This window comes from Flavobacterium humi (genome assembly GCF_004745595.1).
Classification (GTDB): Bacteria; Bacteroidota; Bacteroidia; order Flavobacteriales; family Flavobacteriaceae; genus Flavobacterium; species Flavobacterium humi.
The window spans coordinates 89,658-104,709 of sequence record NZ_SRLH01000005.1 but is presented as its reverse complement, the minus strand read 5'-3'; the positions used below and the strand labels follow the sequence as shown (position 1 = coordinate 104,709).

Here is a 15,052-nt window from a genome sequence, read left to right as displayed (position 1 = left end):
TAGCCGCTTCTGCTATCCTTCTCTTTTGGTTGAAAAGAAGAAAGTAGTCGCCAACAGCAATACAATACCTTCCACGGTAAAGAAAAACAAATGATTGAATGCTTCTTGGGCAATATAACTGCATCCCATCCCGAAAACAATCAGTCCTATGGCTAACAGCAATCCTTGCATCCGGGCCAAATGATTCCCTTCTTTAATTGGTTTTGACAGAAAAATCATCCAAATTCCTGACAACAACATCATGATTGAGGAATACAGCCAGATCATCTGCATGCCTTGTGCGGCCGGTTCCCGGATTTCCCCTTTGGCGATGTGTTCCATCACGGCGGGCATTCCCAAAAAAGCGTGCGGGATAAATTGCAGGCAGGTCATTATCCCTACCAAAAGGGTCAAATAATAGGCTATCTTATTCATGGCTATAATATTTTAGGATTTTATCGACAATCGTTTGGGCTAATTTTTCCTTGCTTTCTACTGTCCATCCTGCAATATGAGGCGTCAGCAATACAGTATCGGCTTGGAGCAGGTATTCGAAGGCTTCCGGCTTTTCTCCCTCAAAAAGGGTTTCGAACGAGAGTTTTTCATATTCCAAAACATCCAGGCCGGCGCCCAGTATTTTTCCGGACCGCAAAGCATCAGCCAAATCGGCCGTCACCACATTTTTCCCTCTCGAGGTATTGATGAGCCAGAACGGTTTTGCAAAAGAAGCGATAAAACCAGCATCTACCATCTTATCCGTTTGAGGCGTCCATGGAATGTGAAGGCTCAGCACGTCAGCCTTTTGCTGCAACTCCTCAAGAGGAACCTGTCGTGCATTTCCATCTCCCACGCCTTCCAGGATATCATGGCAAAGTACCTCCACGTCAAAACCGCGCAGTTTTTTGGCAAACGATTTGCCCATGTTCCCATAACCAATAATCCCGACGGTTTTCCCGTCTAGCTCATGGCCCCGGTTGGATTCCCTGTTCCAATGGCCGGAACGTACTTCATTATCGGCTTTGTTGAGCTTGTTCATAAGCGAAAGCAATACTCCCAAAGCATGCTCACCTACAGCATTCCTGTTGCCTTCCGGAGCGGCAATAAGATGTACTCCTTTATGCAAGGCATACTCGCAATCGATGCTTTCCAAACCGGCACCCACCCGTGCAATAAACTGCAGGTTGGTGGCTTTGTCAAGGAATGTTTTGTCAATTTTAAAACGGCTGCGGATTACAATGCCCTGGTAATCGTTAATTTTAGCTTCGATAGCTTCTTTAGGAGAAGTGAAGTCTTCATAATTGCTAAAGCCTGCTTCCTGCAATTGCTCCCAAAGCAGCGGATGATTGCTGTCTATGTGGAGGATTTTGATGTCTTGGTTCAAGGTTTTTTGTATTGAAGTTCTTCCAAAGTTACAAAATTTGAATAAAAATCGAGAAGCAGCTATCATTCCATCCCAAAAACTACCTGCAGATGCTAATCCGGTTACTGCAATGTCTGTTTGAGCGCCTGCAAGTTCAGATGGAGCACCTGCAAGTTCTGTTCGAGCGCCTGCAAGTTCAGATGGAGCACCTGCAAGTTCTGTTCGAGCGCCTGCAACTTCAGATGGAGCACCTGCAAGTTCAGATGGAGCACCTGCAACTTTAGATTTCGTTACCGCTTTCCTTACTTGAATTTATTCTTTGATTTTTTGTAAAGACGTTTTGATTCCTTTGATTAGTGACGAACTGAAACCCTGGTGTTCCATTTCGTTAAGGCCCACAATCGTGCAGCCTTGCGGAGTCGTTACCCTGTCTATCAATTGTTCCGGATGGATTTTTTCTTCCAGAAGCATCCTGGCAGCTCCTTTGGCGGTTTGTGCCGCAATGGCAAGAGCGGTTTGGGAATCGAATCCGATCTCAATCCCGGCCTGCATGGAAGCCCGGATATAACGCAATGCATAAGCGGTTCCACAAGCGCCAAGTACTGTTGCGGCATCCATGAGTTTTTCTTCGATGACAGGCGCTGTACCCAATTGCTGGAATATTGAAATGACCTTTTGTGCGGCTTCCTTGTCTTTTCCTTCAAAGGCGATGCAAGTGGCCGATTCTCCAAACTGAATGGCGATATTGGGCATAATACGGACGATGGCATGGCTTATTCCAACTGCAGCACTGAGCGTTTCGACCGAAACACCGCTTACTGCAGAAGCAATGGTTTTTTGCTGGATTTTAGGGGCTATTTCCTGTAGGACAGATTCCACCTGGTACGGCTTAACTGTCAGGATGATGATATCCGCCTGTTCGATATCCTGTGTGTTATCGGAAGACACCTTGATGCCTTCTTCTTCCAGGTAGGCAATGGCTGCTGCATTCCTCCTGGTAAGGACAACCTGGTTTCCTATTGTGTATTTTGAAATGCCCAGGGCAATTGCCACCCCAAGATTTCCTCCGCCGATGATGTGTATGTTCATTTCGTAAAATTTCTAATATCCTAAAACCAATCTCGCAATCGTAAAATAAAGAATAATCCCGAAAACGTCATTGGTCGTAGTGATAAACGGCCCGGTCGCAATAGCTGGATCAATCTTATTCTTATGCAGGAACAAGGGGACCAAAGTGCCTAAAGTGGCTGCAAACAGGATCACTACGATAATGGAAATCGAAATGGCCAGCCCCACTTGGTATTGCTGGTACATTACGGAATGGTATAGTAAAAGGAATAAGGAAATGATGGTTCCCGAAATCATGGAAACGGTAATTTCCTTACTGAAATAATTACGGCTGAATTCTTTTATGGTGCCGTTTGCCAAACCCTGCACCACAATCGCCGATGCCTGAACCCCGATATTTCCCGCCGTAGCCGAAAGCAAGGGTACAAAAATAATTAAGGTGGAATATTTCTGGAAAGCCAGTTCGTTGTTCTTTAAGACAAAGGAAGCCACAATTTCAATGACCATTCCCATCAAAAGCCAGGGCAAACGCGCTTTGGTAAGTTCCAGGACACTGTCATTGGCTTCGACATCCTGGGTAATACCCGCTGCCAACTGGTAATCTTTGTCGGCTTCATCTTTAATTACATCAATAATATCATCAATGGTAATCCTGCCTACCAACCGTCCCATTTCATCTACGACAGGAATGGCTTCCAGGTCATATTTCTGCATGATCCGGGCCACTTCAACATCTTCGGCGTCTACATTGACCGAAGTTACTTTTTTGATGTAAATATCTGAAATCTGGGTTTTGGTCGAAGTAGTCAAAAGGTCTTTTAGCGACAACCTTCCTTTGAGCCTGCCTTCATCATCAATCACATAAATGGAATGCACCCTGGAAACGTTTTCAGCCTGTGCCCGCATTTCTTTCACGCAGGTGAGTACTGTCCAGTTTTCATTTACCTTCACAAGCTCTTTCCCCATAAGACCTCCCGCCGTATCTTCGTCATAGCGCAAAAGGTCTACAATGTCTTTGGCGTGTTCAAGGTCTTCCAGCTCAGAAATTACTTCCTCTTTTTTGGATTGTGAAAGTTCCGCGATAATATCGGCCGCATCATCGGTATCCAGCTCATCCAGCTCTTCTGCGATCTCTTTGGCAGATAATCTTTTCAGGATGTTTTCCCGTAAGTCATCTTCCAATTCCAGAAGGATTTCGGCCGTCATTTCAGAATCAAGCACCTTGAAAATATAGGTCGCTTCATCGAAATCAAGTTCATCGAGGATTTCGGCAATATCAGCATGATGCAGGTCATTCAACAAGACTTCCAATTGCTTGTCGTCCTTATTTTGAATAAGCTGCTCTAATTCCTGTATGAGGTCTTTGCTGATTTTAAACTCCATCGGCTGCGATTTTTTGAGTGAGTTCTATGAATTGTTCTACCGAAATTTGCTCCGGACGAAGGTCAAAGATACTATCTTCTCGCAAATTATCCGACAAATTGAGTGATTTTAAGCTATTCCGCATCGTTTTCCTGCGCTGGTTGAACGAAGTCTTGACCACAGTGAACAATAGCTTTTCATCACATGGCAAATGGTAATTTTCTTTCCTGATCATACGCATCACACCCGATTTTACTTTTGGCGGAGGATTGAATACATGCTCATCGACGGTAAAAAGATATTCGACATCATAAAATGCCTGCGCCAAAACGGATAGGATGCCGTACACTTTGCTTCCTTTTGGAGAACAGATCCTTTCCGCCACTTCTTTTTGGAACATTCCGGAAAATTCCGGGACCTGGTCTCGTAATTCCAGCGTCCTGAAGACAATCTGCGTGGAAATATTATATGGGAAATTCCCAATAATGGCAAAAGGTTCCTCTCCAAAAACTTCTTTGATATTGTATTTCAAAAAGTCTTTGGAAATGATTTTCCCTTCCAGTTTCGGATAATGCGCGTTGAGATAGTCTACAGATTCCGTATCGATTTCAATGACATAGGTTTCAATGGGTTTCTCCAATAAATATTTGGTCAACACACCCATTCCAGGCCCTATCTCCAATACTTTTTTATACTGATGCAATGTCAGTGAATCTGCAATATCTTTAGCAATGCTTTCATCATTCAAGAAATGCTGACCGAGATGCTTTTTGGCTTTTACTTTATCCATTTTGATTAGATTGTCGCGCCGGAGGGCCGGCACTGTGATGGAGGCTACGGAAATTCTTTCGCCCAAACTCTGTTAATGCTCTGAAACCAACTCCAATTCTGTCCGGAAAGCCAGCATTTTATCTGCAAAAAGCCGCAATCCTTCTTCCCTGAGGGCCGGTGCGTCTTCTTGGTAATACCGTTGCAGGGTTTCTTTGCTATCGGTTGTATATTGGACTGCATACGTGATGCCTCCCATTTCTTCATCCACCAGGACCCTTACCATCCTTGCCGATGAGAATTTGCCTGTTGCCAGGACATCCTTGATGTGTTTTTCCTGCATCCACTGCATCCACTGGTCGTGAACGCTTTCGTGTATATTAATGGTTACGTTGTAAATTATCATAGTATTGTGATTCTAAATTTTTGATTGCCGGCTGGCCAATAGGGATGCTTGCGTATTATAAATTGGCATCTCCCCGCAGTTTCCTGAAATTATTCCTGGCTTCCACAAAATAAATGCTGTCCGGATGGCTGAAAATTATTTTTTCATAATTGGCCTTGGCTTTTTCAACATCCTGCAAATCCCGGCGGTAAATTTCCGCAGCAAAGAAAAGGGCTTCGTCCAGGTAAATGCTCTCGGGGTGCTTGTCGATAATTTCCTGGAAATTGGCCAATGCCTGCACAAAATCATGCTCTTTTTCATACAGTTTCCCGATACGCAACAAGGTCACATCTTCAATGCTTTGCCCTTTATGTTGCTCTAAAACAGCTTTAAACTGCTGCATGGCTTCCTTGTCTTTATTCTGATAGGCCAAAAAATCTGCTTTTGAGAATTTTTTCAAGGCCACTTGGGTGGAATCTTCAACGGTATTGTCGCTGATTAGTAAAAAAAGTTCCATTGCATCGTTTGCAATAAGCTGCGAGGTAGACGATTTAAGGACTTTAAACTGTTTTTGCGCCCATTCGAAATCTCCTTTGAAATAACTTGCCTTGGCCATTTTAAGGCTTGCTTCATGGGCCACGGCATCATTTTCCAGATCGTCTTCCACCTGGGCATAATAAATAATGGCCTGATTGAATTTTTCGTCCAACAGCAGCACATCGGCCAGTTCGATCTTGACTTCCGCTTTCTGGTAATTGTTCAGGGGCAATTCCAGCGCCCTGGTCAGTATGGTTTTGGCCGAAGCCAGGTCTTTCAGGTAAAAAGCGTTAAAATGGGCCGTCAGGATCTGCAGGTTGAGCGAATAAGGCGAAATGCCATACTGTTTCAGCAGCAGCTCCAGTTTGGTTTTAATGGCCGGATATTCTTTGGCGGAAGCCTTGTCAATATCCATCGAAGCCAATTGGTAATGCGCCTGCATCTGCAATTCCAGGTCCTGTGTGTTGAGCAATATAAAATCCAGGATTTCCCGGGCTGTGTCATTCTCCTTATCGTCTATAGCCAGTTTGGCCAGGTTAATGATATTGTAGAAATTATCCGGGTTCCGCTTAAAAATTGCCTTTTCCTGGATGAATGCTTTTCCGTATTCTTTCTGCTGGACAAAAAACCAGCTCATAAACTGGTTCCAGAATAATTCCTGGTTTTTTTGGGTTCGGAGCAGCAGTGCTTTTTTTACATATTCCGTAAATGTTTTCTGGGAATCTTCCATCATAAAACGCACCAGCTGGTTTTGTACCATCGGCAGGTTTGTCGGGTTTGCGAAACTGTAATCCAGCAATTTGTCGGTCATTAGTTCGAGTTTCCCCAATTGGCCCTGAAGAAGCGCAATCTGATAGTCAAAATTAAGGTTCGGATTGCTTTTGATCCCTAAAGTATATGCCTGGATGGCTTGTTCGACCAATACCTTCTGTTCGAAATCGCGGGCAATGGTATAAACATTGTTCGGGTTTTCGGCTATTTTTTCCAGGGCTGCATTGTAATTGCTGTTGGCTTTGTCCTGTTTTTTCTGCAATTGGAAATTGTATCCCAATTCGATATACAAATTAGGCAATTTAGTCCTGGCAAGTTTGCTTTGGATGAGGGTTTCGGCCTTGTCAAACTGTTTCAATTGTTGGTAACACAATACCTGTTTTTGGAAATACTGGTAATTGTTCGGCTGGATCTTGATCAGGTCTTCATAGATCACAACAGCTTTGTCAAACTCTCCCCTGTCCAAATAATTTTGCGCCAGCTGTTCGTTTTGTGAAAAAACAAACATGGACCACAGCAAACCGATAAATAAGAAGAAGTTTTTCATTTCCCATAAAAAAACAATGTACTAATGTAACAATTTTATGCTTCATTAGTACATTGTAAAATGATAAGTTTGTCTTAATTTATAATATCAAAACCTGTATATTTCCGCAACACTTCCGGAATGACTATTCCTTCTGGCGTTTGGTAATTTTCCAAAATCCCGGCTAAGACTCTTGGCAAGGCCAAAGCACTTCCGTTTAGCGTGTGGGCCAGCTGGGTTTTGCCGTCTTTTCCTTTAAAACGCAATTTTAAGCGGTTTGCCTGGAAGGTTTCAAAATTAGATACGGAAGAAATTTCCAGCCAACGGTCCTGAGCTGTTGAGAACACTTCAAAATCATACGTTAGCGCAGAAGCAAATCCCATATCACCTCCGCAAAGGCGAAGGATCCTGTACGGCAATTTCAGTTCTTGCAGAAGGCCTTTTACATGCTCGACCATTCCATCTAAAGCTTCATGTGACTTTTCAGGATGCTCGATCCGTACAATTTCCACTTTGTCGAACTGATGCAAACGGTTCAAACCTCTTACGTGAGCACCCCAGGAACCTGCCTCACGACGGAAACAAGGTGTGTAACCCGTGCATAAAACCGGTAATTCGTTTTCCTGCAAAATCACATCCCTGAAGATATTGGTCACCGGGACTTCTGCCGTCGGTATTAAATATAAATCGTCTTTGGCATCGTGGTACATTTGCCCTTCCTTGTCCGGCAACTGGCCTGTACCGTATGCTGAAGCTTCGTTTACCAAATGAGGCACCTGGTATTCTTTGTAACCTGCATCTGTATTTTTATCTAAGAAATAAGAAATAAGCGCGCGCTGTAATTTTGCGCCTTTTCCCTTGTAAACCGGAAATCCCGGTGCTGTTATTTTAGTACCCAGTTCGAAATCTACAATGTCGTATTTTTTGATCAGTTCCCAATGCGGAAGGGCACCTTCATGCAATTTAGGCACGTCGCCTTCTTCGAAAATAGTTACGTTCTCTTCCGGTGTTTTCCCAATTGGGACAATATCTGCCGGAAGGTTAGGCAATTTGTAGAGTTCTAAAGTTAATTCTTCGGAAACCGCATGCAGGGCTTCTGAAAGTTCCTTGCTTTTTTCCCGGAACTGTGCTGATTTTTCCTTAAGGATTTCGGCTTTGGCCTTCTCCCCTTTTTTCATCAGCTCACCCACGTCCTTGGATAGCTTATTAGATTCGGCCAAAATATTGTCTAATTCTACTTGGGTTGCCCGACGTTTTTCGTCTAATGCGACAACTGTCCCCACCAAGGCCGTAACGTCAAGATTCCTCTTTGCCAAAGCTTTGATCACTTTTTCCTGGTTTTCTCTAATAAATGCTATTTGTAACATGGCTTAATTTTTATAAGGAGGCAAATTTAATAATATTTGCTTTAGAAACTTAAAAATAAGTCGAAATTCCTAAATTGAAGCCATCTGTGATTGCCGGCGGATTCCCGAAAATATCCCGCTGTTTTTGAAAACGGTAATTCAGCCTGAAAACGGTCTGTGCAGTTGGCCTAAAACTGATGGCTGGCATGATACTCCAGATATCTTCGCCTATATTGCCGCCCGTTTCGGCAAACTTGCCTACATTCCAGTCTACATATTCCAGCCTGCAGGCCACATTTAATACGGCATTATCCCATCCGAGGATCGTTTGGCGCACGACAGGCTGCACGATATCTATGAAACCGCCGTATTGCTTGTTCCCGAATTGTTGTGTGTAGGTGCTGGGAACATCTACTTTTATCCAGGCAAATTCTGTGGTAATAAAGGTCTTGATTTTGGGCAATGTCGTATTGAAATCTAAAGCAAAAACACTTACCCGGCGCTTTTTGTCTAAAATAATCCCGTCTTCCTGGAATTTGTTGTAAATCCCTCCCATGTAAGAAATTCCCAATTCTCCGATTTTAGTATTCCTAACGGCTAATTTCCCTGTAAACAAAGGCTCTCCACTATTTATCTCTTCAAAACGTTCCGGATTTTCCTTGGCGGCCGGAAGAAAAGTCTTGTTTTCGGTATTTTCAATGATGGAATTGTCGAAACTTCCCGAAAGATACGCTTCATAACCCACCATCCAGTCCTTGTGGTATTTTTTTCCGAAAAGCCCGGCACCCGCATTGCTAAAGGTTCCCGGCAGCATTTGTGTGGCCGAAATAGGACGGTCTGTAAATTCCCATTTGGGGCCGTCGTGGTTTTGGTTGAAGGAACCGATCGGATTGAGGATGATCCCAGCCCGGAAGTTTACCAAAGGATGGAATTCGACATCAACAGAGGCAAATTCGACAGCGATTTCCTTTCCGCCGTCTTCAAATTCAATTTCACTTAAAAATTTAACCCGCTTGCTAATGGCCGATGACATAAAAACAGACAGCCGGCGTGCCTGGAACTGGTGTCCTTCGGAAATGCCATCAGTAGTCAGGTGCTGCCAGTTCGCTTCCAGGTAACCACCGATAGCAATAGGTGTTTTATTGATATTTAAGGCCGGACGGGTATAAACCGCATCCATATTTAAGGTTTTGAGCGTGTCTTTCGGGATTCGTTTGAGTAGGCTCGGGTCAATTTGTGCTTTGGCATTTATATGGAAAAGAAAAGGGATAGCAGCTAAAAGATGCGTAAAAGTCAATCTCATTTTAAAGATATTTTTAATGTATTGTTTTCGATAATGATTGGGAAACTTCTTAAATCTCCCTGTGCCGGGCCCGATTCGGCTATGCCTTTGTTGCTGAATTCACTTCCGTGGGCCGCACATTGCAGTTTATCACCGAAAACCTGCAGCTCCGCTCCTTGATGCGTGCATTTCATCAGCAAAGCCGAATAGTCCGATGCGGTATGCCTGTACACGCAAATCGGGTATTGCAATATCTCGTTTTGGATGATGATGTATTTTTTGTAATTGGTTTTTCCTTCTGATTTGATTTCAAAATCAACCATTGGCACCAAAATATCTGACCCTTTTATTTCCCTGGACAGCACTTGGGAAGAAGAACAGCTTTCTAGCATTGAAATCCCCACAAGCCCTGCCAAACATCCGAATCCGCAGGTTTTTAAAAACTCTTTCCTGTTCATATTATAACGATTTTAAGAATTTGATTACTGCATTTTTGTCGCTTTGGGACAAATTATTGAAAGCCGTCCTGCTGTTGGTTGCTTCGCCCCCATGCATGGAAATGGCTTCTTCGATGCTTCTGGCCCTTCCGTCGTGCAGTAAAAAATAATTTCCTCCCTGCGAATTTTCCGAAAGCCCCAATCCCCATAACGGCGGGGTTTTCCATTCGTATGTTTTAGCGATTCCTTCCGTATAACCGTCATCAAGTCCGCTGCCCATATCATGCAAAAGAAGATCGGAATAAGGCGAAAATGTTTTAAAAGACAATCCGCTGATAGGAGAATAGCCCGTGCTCAATTGCGGTGTATGGCAACCGGCACAATTGATCTGGCTGAATACTGCTTTTCCCCGGATCACTTCTGCATCATTTTGGTTGCGCTGTACCGGTGCTTTTAATGTTTTGAGGTAAAACACGACATCATTCACTTTGCTTGTGGCTATTTCCGGATCAATTTCTTCATGGGTATAAACATCGATCGGATTGTACATCGAAGTGATCCCCATATCCTGATTGTAGGCATTTACCGTTTGGTGCAATAAATTGAAGGCGGCTCCTTTTTTTCCGAAACGGCCTACATATCTACCGCCTTGGGAAACAGCACCTGTATCATCAATATAAGAAGGCATCGAAACCCAGTTTGGTACTCCCGAAATACCGTCTCCATTCAAATCGTTAGGATCGGCCATAGCCAAAATAGTGGCATCGGTAACATATTGCACAAACCCCAAACCGGTATTGGCAGGCGGCATGAATTTTGAAAAAGTGGCTCCAGAAGGAATTTGCTCCGGCAAAAATCCGGGCAATGCTTTGTTTTGCAGTTGCGGGCCGCCTTGGTCCAGGAACAAATTGCCCCTCTCGTCAATCTGGCCAAAACGGGTCAACGTCGTAAACGGATGCCCTTTCCCATCCCCGGCATGGCAACTGATACAGCTGGTTGATACAAAAGTGGACCCTAAACCGGTTTCACGGGTAAAAACTTCATTAAAAGCAGCGTCGCCTTTTAAGAAGCGTGCTAATTCTTCAGGAGATAAACCCTCAATTGTCCCGTCCAGGATTTCATCATCATTAGGTACATCTACATACGAAGGCTCGCAGGAAACCAGCAACCCAACAGACAGGATTAGAGTTATATATACAATTGATTTTAAGATTTTCATTCGTGTAATTTAAATTTTAGACAAAACTAAAAAATATATTCATACGCGGCAAAAAAAATTAAGTATATTTGCCGTAATTAATTTTTGGCAACTATGAGTAAATCGTTAGAAGAAGTACACCAATCGGTTTCAGCACAAAATAAAACCACGATTTTCAGGAAATTACTGGCTTTTTTCGGCCCTGCTTATTTAGTAAGCGTAGGTTATATGGATCCCGGGAACTGGGCAACCGACCTGGCTGGCGGAAGCCAATTCGGGTATAGCCTGATTTGGGTATTGTTAATGAGCAATATCATGGCCTTGTTGCTTCAGAGCTTGAGTGCGAGGCTTGGAATCGTAACCCAGCGGGACCTGGCGCAGGCTTCGCGAGAAACGTATTCGCCTTTTATCAATTATATCTTGTATTTCCTGGCCGAAATTGCCATTGCCGCCTGCGACCTGGCCGAAGTTTTGGGTATGGCGATTGGGTTGAACCTTCTTTTTGACATTTCGCTTATCCAAGGGGTGGCCATTACGGTTTTAGATACATTCTTATTATTGTTCCTGATCAACAAAGGCATCCGGAAAATGGAGGCTTTTATTATTTCGCTGGTGCTGATTGTAGGGATTTCGTTTATTTTTGAAATGATTTTCGCGCAGCCTGAAATGGGCAAAGTCATGACCGGGCTCATTCCTATCTTACCGAATGACACGGCCTTGTATATCGCCATCGGAATCATCGGGGCCACCGTAATGCCGCATAATTTGTACCTGCATTCTTCTTTGGTACAAACCCGGAAATTCGACCGGAGCAAAACCGGTATCAAACAGGCACTGAAATACAATTTTATCGATTCGACCATAGCTTTAAATTTTGCTTTTTTCGTAAATGCCGCCATCCTTATTTTAGCTGCAGCCACATTCCATAAAAACGGTTATTTTGAAGTGGCGGAAATCCAGGACGCCCACAGGTTGCTCGCTCCGTTGCTAGGGACAAAATGGGCGCCTATTTTATTTGCAGTGGCTTTAATTGCGGCCGGGCAAAGTTCAACCGTAACAGGCACGCTTGCCGGGCAGATCATCATGGAAGGTTACCTGAACCTGCGCATCCAGCCATGGGTCCGCCGGATCATTACCCGTTTGATTGCTATTGTACCAGCCGTTATCGTCATTTATGTTTTTGGCGAAAGCGTTACCGGCAAAATGCTGATTTTGAGCCAGGTAATCCTAAGTCTGCAATTGGGTTTTGCAATCATCCCGCTGATTCATTTTGTAAGCGATAAGACTAAGATGAAAGGATTCCATATCAGCACGACCACACAGGTTGCGGCCTGGATTATTGCCATTATCATTGTTTCTTTAAATGCAAAATTGGTGTATTCTGAAATTGCCGGGCTTCTGGAGAGTTCCGAGAATCCTCTCGTTTTATGGCTCACCGTCGTCCCGCTGGCTGTTAGCTTCCTGGTTCTATTGCTGTATATTGTATTCAAGCCATTTATCTCCAAAGGAAAAGCAGCAACCTTAAACCATTCGCCACATCATTTGAAGCTGCAATTTTCGCCATCGGGCGTGGAAAGCAAAAAAAACATCGCTATTGCTGTTGATTTTTCGGGTGCCGATGAAATTGCCCTGAACAATGCTTTCGAACTAGGCGGAAAAGAAGCAAAATACACCCTGATCCATGTGGTGGAAACCATCGGAGCCATGATTTATGGTGATGATATTGACGATTGCGAAACCACTATCGATGAAAAATTACTGGAAGAATACAAAACCATGCTTTCGGAAAAAGGATTTAAGGTAGAAACAAAACTGGGGTTTGGGAAACCTACGGCCATCATCCCGCAGATCATCAATGAAGGCACATTCGATATCCTTGTGATGGGAACGCACGGCCATACGGGCTTAAAAGATTTGCTTTTTGGGACTACAGTCGATAAATTGCGCCATAAAATCTCGATTCCTTTATTTATTGTAAAAAAATAAGCCATGACTTTTTCCGAAGAAAATTACCTGAAAACCATTTACCACCTGACCAATCTGCTGGATTCGGAAATCAGTACCAATGCCATTGCCGAAAGAATGGAAACCAAAGCGTCTTCGGTAACCGATATGCTTAAGAAACTTTCAGAAAAAGACCTGGTCCACTATAAAAAATACCAGGGCGTTTCCCTGACGGACAAAGGAATGCATTCGGCAAAAATGATTGTGAGGAAACACCGTTTATGGGAAGTTTTTTTAGTGGACAAATTGGATTTCCCGTGGGATGAAGTGCATGATATTGCCGAACAGCTCGAACATATCAAATCTGAAAAACTGATCAACAAACTGGATGAATACCTGAATTTCCCTACCGAAGACCCGCACGGAGACCCAATTCCCAATGCCAACGGACAGATTGTTACTATAGAAAAGCAATTGCTTTCGGAACTTACCGAAAACCAGACCGGAATTTGCGTAGGGGTGAAAGACACTTCTTCGGAATTTTTGAAATACCTGGACAAACAAGGGATTGCTTTAGGGTCGAAAATTGAAATCCTTTCTAAAGAAAGTTTCGATTTATCGCTTAAAATAAAGGTGGAAACAAAGGATTTTACCATCTCCAACAAAATCGCAGCCAATCTTTTTGTAAAAAAGTCCAAATAAAACAGTACTTTAGAGGGATTCAAATGTGACCCGATGAAAAAACTATCTTTCGGTTTTTGCAGCCTGCTGCTTTTGCTCTGCAGCTGTTCCGTACAGAAAAACAATACCCAAATCGATCAGAAACCGGATTCCCGCCCCGGAAAAGAAATTGTACTGGTAAAAGTGCTGGACGACTCCCGGTGCCCGGAAAGAGTGCAGTGCATTTGGGCCGGTGAGGTTACTTTTGCCGTGGCAGCGTATGAAGATTTGAAAATGGTCGAACAGGTTCAGTTTACCTTAAACCAAAACACCCACAAGGAAATAAACGACTGGTTTATGAAGCACTTGCCGGCCGGGTCCAAAGACCTGAAAGAAATCAGTGTTTTGCCGTATCCCAAAGAAGGTGTGGCAGTCAAGCCCGAAGATTATTATATCCAATTGATTTATTAACCGCAGCCGCAATCTGAATCACCGCAGTTTTTTTTGGATTTCTTTTTTTTGACAAAGAATTTCCGGTACAGAAAATAAACTGCAACCCCTAATAACGAAAAAGCGATAATTTCCTGAATGATCATTTTACAAAGTTATAAATAAATACCTCCGCCCAGGCTGATAAAATTATAAGTGGGCGTTGCTATTTTCAGGTGTTCGAAACCTGCTGTGAAAAAACATTTCTTCTTGTGGAGTTTTCCTTCTATTTCAAATGCATTGACCGGCTGTTGGTTGATGGCACTCCATTTTGCACTTCCCGAAAAACTAAAATTCTTGGTCATGAAATAAGACGCCGAAAGCCCATACGAAAAGCCGCCTTTTTTTACTTCGTTCCCTACATAAGAAGCGCCCAGGCTCCAGCCCAAGTCAAATTTCCCCATGCGGACCCTGTCATAACAGAAATTAAAATGAAACAGGGACAAACCGTTGTTGGTATCGTCAATCCTGTTGATCTCGGCAATTTGCCTAAAATCCGCCTGTAAGTAAAAATACTGGAAAGGCCTGATTTTTAAATTCATATGGTTCCCAAACAAATCGTTATTGCTATAGAGGAATTTATCTTCAAAGTCCAACCGGAACACCTTTTTTTCAGCAATGCTGTCGGAATTATTATAATTCCCGGATTGTTCCTTGTAAAAAGGATATCTGGAAAGGGAATTATACAAATGGTCTTCCTGATTGTAATCGCCAATCAATCCGTATTTAAAAACCCCTAGCCCAATGTTTACGAATACATCAACCAAAACTTCGGTATCAACATCCGAGTCCGAACCTGAGTTTGAAGATCTGGAATTTGTTGCTGCCGGTTTTGAAGAAGACGACGACAACTCATTTTTGGATTTTTCGGTTTTGTTCTGGCCGTAAAACGAAGTGCCAAACGCAAACAGCAAAAGCAAGCAGAAGTTCTTTTTCATTC

At 43.3% G+C, this 15,052-nt stretch carries 16 protein-coding genes; 4 read left to right on the top strand and 12 right to left on the bottom strand.

Translation table 11 applies throughout. The annotated features are described in order from the left end of the window. Positions 1-12 precede the first annotated feature (12 nt). Together E4635_RS10180 and E4635_RS10175 are read right to left on the bottom strand one after the other, a co-directional pair. Entirely contained in the window at positions 13-414 is a 402-nt protein-coding gene (locus E4635_RS10180) for a hypothetical protein (protein WP_135526554.1), read from the bottom strand. Beyond that, on the bottom strand, positions 407-1,360 hold the full coding sequence (locus tag E4635_RS10175) for a 2-hydroxyacid dehydrogenase (RefSeq protein ID WP_135526552.1): 954 nt from the start codon (positions 1,358-1,360) through the stop codon (positions 407-409). Before E4635_RS10175 ends, E4635_RS10180 begins: the two co-directional genes overlap by 8 nt. An 89-nt stretch (positions 1,361-1,449) precedes the next feature. Here E4635_RS10175 and E4635_RS15640 point away from each other — a divergent pair, with 89 nt between their 5' ends. Next, entirely contained in the window at positions 1,450-1,623 is a 174-nt protein-coding gene (locus tag E4635_RS15640) for an insulinase family protein (RefSeq protein ID WP_136937709.1), read from the top strand. 28 nt (positions 1,624-1,651) lie between these two features. Here the strand turns inward: E4635_RS15640 and proC are convergent, their stop codons facing one another. The 9 genes from proC to E4635_RS10130 all read right to left on the bottom strand — a co-directional run bounded on the left by proC (position 1,652) and on the right by E4635_RS10130 (position 11,040). After that, positions 1,652-2,428, bottom strand: coding sequence for a pyrroline-5-carboxylate reductase (proC, locus tag E4635_RS10170; RefSeq protein ID WP_135526550.1), 777 nt, complete (start codon positions 2,426-2,428; stop codon positions 1,652-1,654). 12 nt (positions 2,429-2,440) lie between these two features. Beyond that, positions 2,441-3,790: a magnesium transporter gene (mgtE, locus tag E4635_RS10165; RefSeq protein ID WP_135526549.1), complete on the bottom strand. Its 1,350-nt coding sequence runs from the start codon at positions 3,788-3,790 to the stop codon at positions 2,441-2,443. Then, on the bottom strand, positions 3,780-4,559 hold the full coding sequence (gene rsmA / locus E4635_RS10160; protein ID WP_135526548.1) for a 16S rRNA (adenine(1518)-N(6)/adenine(1519)-N(6))-dimethyltransferase RsmA: 780 nt from the start codon (positions 4,557-4,559) through the stop codon (positions 3,780-3,782). The genes mgtE and rsmA overlap by 11 nt, the downstream gene beginning before the upstream one ends. A 72-nt stretch (positions 4,560-4,631) precedes the next feature. After that, complete coding sequence (locus tag E4635_RS10155; protein WP_135526546.1) at positions 4,632-4,943, bottom strand: DUF4286 family protein; 312 nt, start codon at positions 4,941-4,943, stop codon at positions 4,632-4,634. Positions 4,944-4,998: 55 nt separating this feature from the next. Beyond that, positions 4,999-6,777, bottom strand: coding sequence for a tetratricopeptide repeat protein (locus E4635_RS10150; protein ID WP_135526545.1), 1,779 nt, complete (start codon positions 6,775-6,777; stop codon positions 4,999-5,001). 74 nt (positions 6,778-6,851) lie between these two features. Next, a complete protein-coding gene (gene serS, locus E4635_RS10145; protein ID WP_135526543.1) occupies positions 6,852-8,123 on the bottom strand; it encodes a serine--tRNA ligase in 1,272 nt (423 codons plus the stop codon). Positions 8,124-8,172: 49 nt separating this feature from the next. Then, a complete protein-coding gene (locus tag E4635_RS10140) occupies positions 8,173-9,405 on the bottom strand; it encodes a hypothetical protein (protein WP_246020746.1) in 1,233 nt (410 codons plus the stop codon). Further along, entirely contained in the window at positions 9,402-9,842 is a 441-nt protein-coding gene (locus E4635_RS10135) for a Rieske (2Fe-2S) protein (RefSeq protein ID WP_135526542.1), read from the bottom strand. The genes E4635_RS10140 and E4635_RS10135 overlap by 4 nt, the downstream gene beginning before the upstream one ends. A gap of 1 nt (position 9,843) precedes the next feature. Beyond that, positions 9,844-11,040, bottom strand: coding sequence for a di-heme oxidoredictase family protein (locus E4635_RS10130; RefSeq protein ID WP_169630242.1), 1,197 nt, complete (start codon positions 11,038-11,040; stop codon positions 9,844-9,846). Positions 11,041-11,133: 93 nt separating this feature from the next. Here E4635_RS10130 and E4635_RS10125 point away from each other — a divergent pair, with 93 nt between their 5' ends. Genes E4635_RS10125 through E4635_RS10115 form a run of 3 tightly spaced genes read left to right on the top strand, consistent with a single transcriptional unit; the run spans position 11,134 to position 14,094 of the window. After that, positions 11,134-13,005: an Nramp family divalent metal transporter gene (locus E4635_RS10125; protein WP_135526541.1), complete on the top strand. Its 1,872-nt coding sequence runs from the start codon at positions 11,134-11,136 to the stop codon at positions 13,003-13,005. Positions 13,006-13,008: 3 nt separating this feature from the next. Then, positions 13,009-13,665: a metal-dependent transcriptional regulator gene (locus E4635_RS10120; protein WP_135526540.1), complete on the top strand. Its 657-nt coding sequence runs from the start codon at positions 13,009-13,011 to the stop codon at positions 13,663-13,665. 33 nt (positions 13,666-13,698) lie between these two features. Beyond that, a complete protein-coding gene (locus tag E4635_RS10115) occupies positions 13,699-14,094 on the top strand; it encodes a hypothetical protein (RefSeq protein ID WP_135526538.1) in 396 nt (131 codons plus the stop codon). 134 nt (positions 14,095-14,228) lie between these two features. Here the strand turns inward: E4635_RS10115 and E4635_RS10105 are convergent, their stop codons facing one another. After that, positions 14,229-15,050 (bottom strand): hypothetical protein, encoded by an 822-nt coding sequence (locus E4635_RS10105; RefSeq protein ID WP_135526534.1) that lies wholly within the window; start codon positions 15,048-15,050, stop codon positions 14,229-14,231. Between the last annotated feature and the right edge of the window lie 2 nt (positions 15,051-15,052).

Coding starts and splice junctions, on each gene's coding strand:
- E4635_RS10180 (WP_135526554.1), bottom strand. CDS start 414: ATGAATAAGATAGCCTATTATTTGACCCTTTTGGTAGGGATAATGACC.
- E4635_RS15640 (WP_136937709.1), top strand. CDS start 1,450: ATGCTAATCCGGTTACTGCAATGTCTGTTTGAGCGCCTGCAAGTTCAG.
- proC (WP_135526550.1), bottom strand. CDS start 2,428: ATGAACATACACATCATCGGCGGAGGAAATCTTGGGGTGGCAATTGCC.
- mgtE (WP_135526549.1), bottom strand. CDS start 3,790: ATGGAGTTTAAAATCAGCAAAGACCTCATACAGGAATTAGAGCAGCTT.
- rsmA (WP_135526548.1), bottom strand. CDS start 4,559: ATGGATAAAGTAAAAGCCAAAAAGCATCTCGGTCAGCATTTCTTGAAT.
- E4635_RS10155 (WP_135526546.1), bottom strand. CDS start 4,943: ATGATAATTTACAACGTAACCATTAATATACACGAAAGCGTTCACGAC.
- E4635_RS10150 (WP_135526545.1), bottom strand. CDS start 6,777: ATGAAAAACTTCTTCTTATTTATCGGTTTGCTGTGGTCCATGTTTGTT.
- serS (WP_135526543.1), bottom strand. CDS start 8,123: ATGTTACAAATAGCATTTATTAGAGAAAACCAGGAAAAAGTGATCAAA.
- E4635_RS10140 (WP_246020746.1), bottom strand. CDS start 9,405: ATGAGATTGACTTTTACGCATCTTTTAGCTGCTATCCCTTTTCTTTTC.
- E4635_RS10135 (WP_135526542.1), bottom strand. CDS start 9,842: ATGAACAGGAAAGAGTTTTTAAAAACCTGCGGATTCGGATGTTTGGCA.
- E4635_RS10130 (WP_169630242.1), bottom strand. CDS start 11,040: ATGAAAATCTTAAAATCAATTGTATATATAACTCTAATCCTGTCTGTT.
- E4635_RS10125 (WP_135526541.1), top strand. CDS start 11,134: ATGAGTAAATCGTTAGAAGAAGTACACCAATCGGTTTCAGCACAAAAT.
- E4635_RS10120 (WP_135526540.1), top strand. CDS start 13,009: ATGACTTTTTCCGAAGAAAATTACCTGAAAACCATTTACCACCTGACC.
- E4635_RS10115 (WP_135526538.1), top strand. CDS start 13,699: ATGAAAAAACTATCTTTCGGTTTTTGCAGCCTGCTGCTTTTGCTCTGC.
- E4635_RS10105 (WP_135526534.1), bottom strand. CDS start 15,050: ATGAAAAAGAACTTCTGCTTGCTTTTGCTGTTTGCGTTTGGCACTTCG.